This window comes from Pseudoduganella guangdongensis (genome assembly GCF_009857475.1).
GTDB lineage: Bacteria > Pseudomonadota > Gammaproteobacteria > Burkholderiales > Burkholderiaceae_D > Rugamonas > Rugamonas guangdongensis.
Map to the genome: position 1 here is coordinate 1 of NZ_WWCJ01000040.1, position 5,984 is coordinate 5,984.

Below are 5,984 nucleotides of genomic sequence, written 5' to 3' on the forward strand. Positions count from 1 at the left end.
CCGGGCGCCGCCGGGCCGGCCGCCGCGCTGGCCTCGCCGGACGCGCCAGCCGACAGCGCCAAGGCCGGCACCCCGGGCGCGCTCGACGCGACCCAGATGCCGGTGGTGCCGCTGCTGGAAAACTACGATTTGCCGCCGGCCGGTTCGCCGGTCGACGTCATGGTCGATCACCTGAAGATCCTGGCCGAGAAAGAGCCGGAACGCGTAGCCGAAGTCGTCAAACAATGGATGCAGAAAAATGGCCGACACCAACAATAACCTGGACCCGGAAAACGAGCACAGCCTGACCCCGGTCGAGCAAGCCGCCATCGTGCTGCTGTCGATCGGCGAAGAGCCCGCCGCCGCCGTGCTGCGCTGCCTGTCGCGCGAAGAGTTGCTGGAAGTGACCCAGGTCATGTCGCGCATGAGCGGCATCAAGGTCGAGGCCGTGAAGACGGCCATGCAAACCTTCTTCGACGACTACCGCCAGCAGTCCGGCGTGCATGGCGCCTCGCGCTCCTTCCTCAAGCGCTCGCTCGACCTGGCACTGGGCGGCGATATCGCGAACACCGTGCTGAACAGCATTTACGGCGACGAGCTGCGCCCGAAGATGGCGCGCCTGCAGTGGGCTTCGCCGAAATGGCTGGCCGACTTCATCGCCAACGAGCACGTGCAGATGCAGGCCGTGTTCCTGGCCTTCCTGCCGCCGGCCCTGGCCGGCCAGATCCTGGACGCGCTGCCGCTGGAAGGACGCGACCTGGTGCTGCTGAACATGGCGCGCCTGGACGAGATCGACCGCGACCTGCTGCTGGAACTGGAAGAGCTGGTGAACCGCTGCCTGTCCTCCTTCGACTCGCAGTCGACCAGCGTGGAAGGGGTGCGCCAGGTGGCCGAGATCCTGAACCGCCTGCCCGGCAACCGGGCCCAGATCGTCGAACTGCTGCGCGCGCACGACCCGGACGTGGTGGCGCAAATTGAAATGTCGATGTACGACTTCCTCATCCTGTCGACCCAGACCGAAGTCACCCTCACCCGCATCATCGAGGAAGTGCCGCTCGAGCAGTGGGCCATCGCGCTCAAGGGCGCCGAACAGGCGATCCGCGACGCGGTGCTGAAGACCATGCCGAAACGCCAGGCGCAAGCGTTCGAGGACATGATGCGGCGGGCCGGCCCGGTGCCGATGTCGCGCATCGAAGCCACGCGCCAGGAAATCATGGCCACCGTCAAGGCGCTGGCCGACGCCGGCGAAGTCGAAGTGCAGCTGTTCGCGGAAACGGTGGTCGAGTGATGAAACAATTCCGTCCCTACCGCTTCCCGCCGCTGCAGCAGTATGTGCACCAGCATGGCCACAACGGCCAGCGCGGCGCCGGCCTGGGCCAGATGGCCGACGCCGCCCAGTGGCAAGCTTCGGTCAGCGAAGGCTTCGAGCAGGGCCAGCGCGACGGTTATGAAATCGGCCTGCAGCGCGGCCAGGAAGACGGCTTCGAAGCCGGCCGCCAGCAAGGCGTGGAACTGGGCCGTGAAGAAGGCCGGCAGGAAACCCTGGTCGGCTTCGACCACCTGGCGCGCCCGGTGGACGGCATGCTCAAGTCGCTCAAGAAGCTGCGCGCCGACTACCGCGCGGCCCAGCGCAAGGAAGTGGTGGACCTGGTGGCCAAGGTAGCGCGCAACGTGATCCGCGCCGAGCTGGCCCTGCAGCCGGTGCAGATCATGGCCCTGGTCGACGAGACCCTGGCCTCGATGCCGCCCACGCGCGATGAGATCGACGTCTACCTCAACCCCGAGGAAGTCAAGCGCATCATGGAAGTCGACCCCAAGCGCGCCAAGCGCTGGAACCTGATCGGCGACGCCCGCCTCGACGTCGGCGAATGCCGGATTCGTGCCGGCGACAACGAAGTCGACGCCGGCTGCCACCAGCGTCTTGCTGCTGTCATGGAACAGGTCGATAATCAATTGCAGGCCGCCGATGGCGGCGACGACGCTGAGAGCGAAGAATGATTGCCGACGCACTGCGCAAGCTGGAACTCGACGATGTTCCGCTGGCGACCCCGACCGGGCGCCTGGTGGGCGCTTCCGGCTTGCTGCTGGAGGCGGCCGGTTGCAAATTGCATACCGGCCAGCGTTGCCAGATCGAGACGGTCGAGGGCGACTGGCTCGACGCGCAGGTGGTGGGCTTCCGGGAAAAACTGTCCTTCCTGATGCCGTTCAAGAAAGCCACCGGCCTGACCACCGGCGCCCGCGTGCTGCCCTCGCCCGACAAGGTCAGCTTGCAGATCGGCAAGGGCTGGCTGGGGCGCATGGTGAACGGCCTGGGCGAGCCGATTGACGGCCTGGGCAAGCTGGAAGGCGAACACCCGCTGGAGAGCCAGCCGCCGCGCATCAACCCGCTCAAGAAAAAACCGGTGACCGAAGCGCTCGACGTCGGCGTGCGCGCCATCAACAGCATGCTCACCCTGGGCAAGGGCCAGCGCGTGGGCCTGATGGCCGGCTCCGGCGTCGGCAAGTCCGTGCTGCTGGGCCTGATCACGCGCCAGACCGTGGCCGACGTGGTGGTGGTGGGCCTGATTGGCGAACGCTCGCGCGAGGTGCGCGAGTTCGTCGAAATGTCGCTCGGGCCGGAAGGCTTGCGCAAGGCCGTGCTGGTGATCGCCCCGGCCGACGAGTCGCCGCTGATGCGCATCATGGCCACCGAGCTGTGCCATTCGATCGCGGCCCATTTCCGCGACCAGGGCAAGAACGTGCTGCTGCTGGTCGACTCCCTGACGCGCTACGCCATGGCCTTGCGCGAAGTGGCGCTGGCGCTGGGCGAGCCGCCGGCCACCAAGGGCTACCCGCCGTCGGTCTTTTCCAACCTGCCGCAGCTGGTGGAATCGGCCGGCAACGGCGAGAACCCCTATGGCAGCATGAGCGCGATCTACACCGTGCTGGCCGAGGGCGACGACCAGCAGGACCCGGTGGTCGACACCGCGCGCGCCATCCTGGACGGCCACATCGTGCTGACGCGCGAGCTGGCCGAACGCGGCCATTATCCGGCCATCAATATTGCAGCGTCCATCAGCCGCTGCATGAACCACGTCATCACGCGCGAGCACATGCTGGCCGCCCGCGCCCTGAAGGCCTCCATGGCGCGCCACGAGCGCGTGCGCGACCTGATCCCGCTCGGCGCCTATGTGCCCGGCGCCGACCCGGTGACGGACAAGGCAGTCAACCTGCATCCGCATATCGAAGAATTCCTGTGCCAGGGGACCAAGGAAGCGGCCCCCTACGGCGCCTGCGTCGAGCAACTTGAAAGGCTCATGTCATGACCCATACGATCCGCAACCTGTCGACCCTGGTCGAACTGCGCAGCAATGAAGTGGAAAAGCTGCAGTCGGAAGTGGCGGCCAAGGAAAGCCTGCGCGAACGCCACCAGAAAACCCTGGACAAGCTGACCCACCTGTACGAAAGCAGCGGCGCCTCCGGCCGGCTGCCGATGGCGCTCGCCCTCAACTGCGGCGACTACAAGCAGGGCGTGATGGCGATGGCGGCGCACCAGAAGGTCAACCTGTCGATGCACGAGGCCGACATGGCCGTGTCGCAGCGCGCCCTGACCGCCGCCTACGTCAAGCGCGAAGTGCTGGGCCAGGTGCTGGAAAAGCACCAGCATGCCGCCGTCACGGCGCAGCGCTCGCAGGAGCGCAAACAACATGACGAACTGGCAACGCAACTGTGGTACCGCGGACATAAATGAAGAATCAGACGGAATATTTCATGAAGTCACTACTTTGGTCGCCCCTTACCTTGGTACACTTCATTTAAATTTCCTCGGAGCACGAGAAAATGGCTACTACCGCACCAACCTTTGATCCCAAGAGCACCGCCACCAACCTGGCCCAGCTTTATGTCGAGGGTCGTCAGAAGATCCTGACCACCCAAAGCAACAGCGCCAGCGCCGTCGCGTCCGCGCTGACCAAGCTCAGCTCAGCGATGAGCACCTTCCGCAGCACCCTGTCCGCGCTCAGCGGCCAGAGCTCGGTGCTTGCCAACAAGGCAAGCTTCAGCGCCGAAGTCGGCACCGCCACCGCCAGCGCCTCCGCCGCGCCGGGCAATTACCAGTTCTACGTGGAGCAGCTGGCCACGGCCGGCCAGGTTTCCTACAACGGCATCAGCAACACCGCCGCCGCCACCGCCGGCAATATGATCGTGACCCTGGCCGACGGCAGCAATTTCACCGTGACCCTGGCCAGCGCCGACAAGAACCTGGACGGCACCCTGACCGCCAAGGAAATCGCCGCCGCCATCAATGTCGAAGCCGGCAACAACGCGCGCGTCACCGCCTCCACCATGACGGTGGCCGGCCAGACCCGCCTGGTGCTCACCTCGAGCAAGACCGGCGCCGACAACGGCGTGGTGGGCATCGACACCAGCCAGATCACCGACCCTGGCCTGGCCGCCGAGCTGGACGGGGCCAACCAGACCGTGCTGCAAACGGCTAAGGACGCCGTGGTCTGGATCGGCGCCCAGGGCGGCGACCCGGCCAACCGGCTGCAACAGGCCAGCAACACCTTCAACGTGATCGACGGCGTGTCGATGACCTTCACCAAGGCCCAGGCGCCGCTGGAGAACCCGGTCGCGCTGACCGTCGGCCGCGACGACGCCGCCACCGCCACCAATGTGCAGAACTTCGTCGACAGCTGGAACAAGCTGCTGGCCGTGTTCAAGGAAGTCTCGGCCGCCGGCGACCCGGCCAGCGGCAAGGCCGCCGGCATTTACGCCAACGACGCCGGCCTGTCCGCGCTCAAGGGCCGCATGCAGGAATTGCTGCGCACCGAAACCGGCGGCAGCAGCCTGGTGGCTTACGGCATCGCGGCCCAGCGCGACGGCACCCTGGCGCTCGACAAGACCCGCCTGGGCAAGGCCCTGACGGCCAACCCGGACGGCCTGGACGCCATCTTCGGCAAGTCCGGCGCCAACGCCACCGGCGTGCTGGGCGGCCTGGACGGCCTGCTGAACAGCTGGACCAAGGCCGGCACCGGCCAGCTGGCCACCCGCAAGGACAGCAATGTACGCCTGCAGGCGACCCTGGCCACCCGCCAGGCCGCACTGGAAACCCAATACGACAACGCCTACAAGCGTTACCTGGCGCAGTTCACGCAACTGCAAAGCCTGCAATCGCAAATGAACGGCACGACCAGCATGTTCGACGCGCTGTTCAGCAAATCAGACTCCTGAAAGCACTAAGCAATGAACCAAGACGCCTACGGCAGCTACCACAGCACCAATCTTGAATCGCAGACGGCCCGCGCCACGCCAGTCGAACTGGTGCTGGTGCTGACCGACGGCCTGCTGGAAGAGCTGGCGCGCGCCCGCGGCCACATCGTGGGCAAGCGCTACGAGCAAAAGGCGCTCAGCCTGGACAAGTGCACCCAGATCATCAACGGCCTGGCCAGCTCGCTCGATTACGACCAGGGCGGCGAGGTGGTGGCCAACCTGGGCCGCCTGTACGACTACTGCGCCGCCCGCCTGTACCGGGCCGGGGTGGAGATGGATCCTGCCGTGATCGACGAGGTGGTGGGGCTGCTGACCACCATCCGCGCCGGCTGGCAGGGAGTGCAAGAAAAACATGGATAGGCATCGCACGCTGCTGCACCTGGGGCAGCAGCTGAGCGCCGCCACCGCCGCCGGGGACTGGGCGGCGCTGGCGGCGATCAACACTATGATGGGCGCCACCCTGCCCCAGCTGGCGGCGCAAGGCGCGTGGCTGCCGGCCGAACGCGCGGCGCTGGCGGCGCTGCGCGAGCTGCACCTGGCGGCCGTGGCCAAGGTCAACGGCGCCGCCGCCGAGCTGGGCCAGCACATGCACGATATGACGAACAACAGGGAGGGCTGGCTTGCATATGCCCTCGACAGCGACAACGTACCAACCGGAACTTAAGCATGATTAATTTGCCTGCGGCGCCTGCCGTGCCCGCCCCCCACGCCGCCGCCCCCGGCGCCGACCTCACCGCCTACCAGGACGCCGCGTA

General features: G+C 66.6%; 7 protein-coding genes and 1 pseudogene. All 8 read left to right on the forward strand.

The genetic code is table 11. The annotated features are described in order from the left end of the window. Nucleotides 1-258 (forward strand): annotated as a pseudogene (locus tag GTP41_RS27245) (flagellar basal-body MS-ring/collar protein FliF); the annotation flags it as partial. Then, nucleotides 239-1,267, forward strand: a complete 1,029-nt coding sequence (locus tag GTP41_RS26660) for a flagellar motor switch protein FliG (RefSeq protein ID WP_161028620.1) — start codon at nucleotides 239-241, stop codon at nucleotides 1,265-1,267. The pseudogene GTP41_RS27245 and the gene GTP41_RS26660, both read left to right, overlap by 20 nt. Then, complete coding sequence (fliH, locus tag GTP41_RS26665) at nucleotides 1,267-1,977, forward strand: flagellar assembly protein FliH (protein WP_161028621.1); 711 nt, start codon at nucleotides 1,267-1,269, stop codon at nucleotides 1,975-1,977. Before GTP41_RS26660 ends, fliH begins: the two co-directional genes overlap by 1 nt. Next, nucleotides 1,974-3,284, forward strand: a complete 1,311-nt coding sequence (gene fliI / locus GTP41_RS26670; protein WP_161028622.1) for a flagellar protein export ATPase FliI — start codon at nucleotides 1,974-1,976, stop codon at nucleotides 3,282-3,284. Before fliH ends, fliI begins: the two co-directional genes overlap by 4 nt. Beyond that, nucleotides 3,281-3,709, forward strand: a complete 429-nt coding sequence (locus tag GTP41_RS26675) for a flagellar FliJ family protein (protein WP_161028623.1) — start codon at nucleotides 3,281-3,283, stop codon at nucleotides 3,707-3,709. Before fliI ends, GTP41_RS26675 begins: the two co-directional genes overlap by 4 nt. Before the next feature lie 89 nt (nucleotides 3,710-3,798). Further along, on the forward strand, nucleotides 3,799-5,190 hold the full coding sequence (gene fliD / locus GTP41_RS26680; protein ID WP_161028624.1) for a flagellar filament capping protein FliD: 1,392 nt from the start codon (nucleotides 3,799-3,801) through the stop codon (nucleotides 5,188-5,190). A gap of 12 nt (nucleotides 5,191-5,202) precedes the next feature. Then, nucleotides 5,203-5,589, forward strand: a complete 387-nt coding sequence (gene fliS / locus GTP41_RS26685) for a flagellar export chaperone FliS (protein ID WP_161028625.1) — start codon at nucleotides 5,203-5,205, stop codon at nucleotides 5,587-5,589. Beyond that, nucleotides 5,582-5,893, forward strand: a complete 312-nt coding sequence (locus tag GTP41_RS26690) for a hypothetical protein (RefSeq protein ID WP_161028626.1) — start codon at nucleotides 5,582-5,584, stop codon at nucleotides 5,891-5,893. Before fliS ends, GTP41_RS26690 begins: the two co-directional genes overlap by 8 nt. The last annotated feature ends 91 nt before the right edge of the window (nucleotides 5,894-5,984 follow it).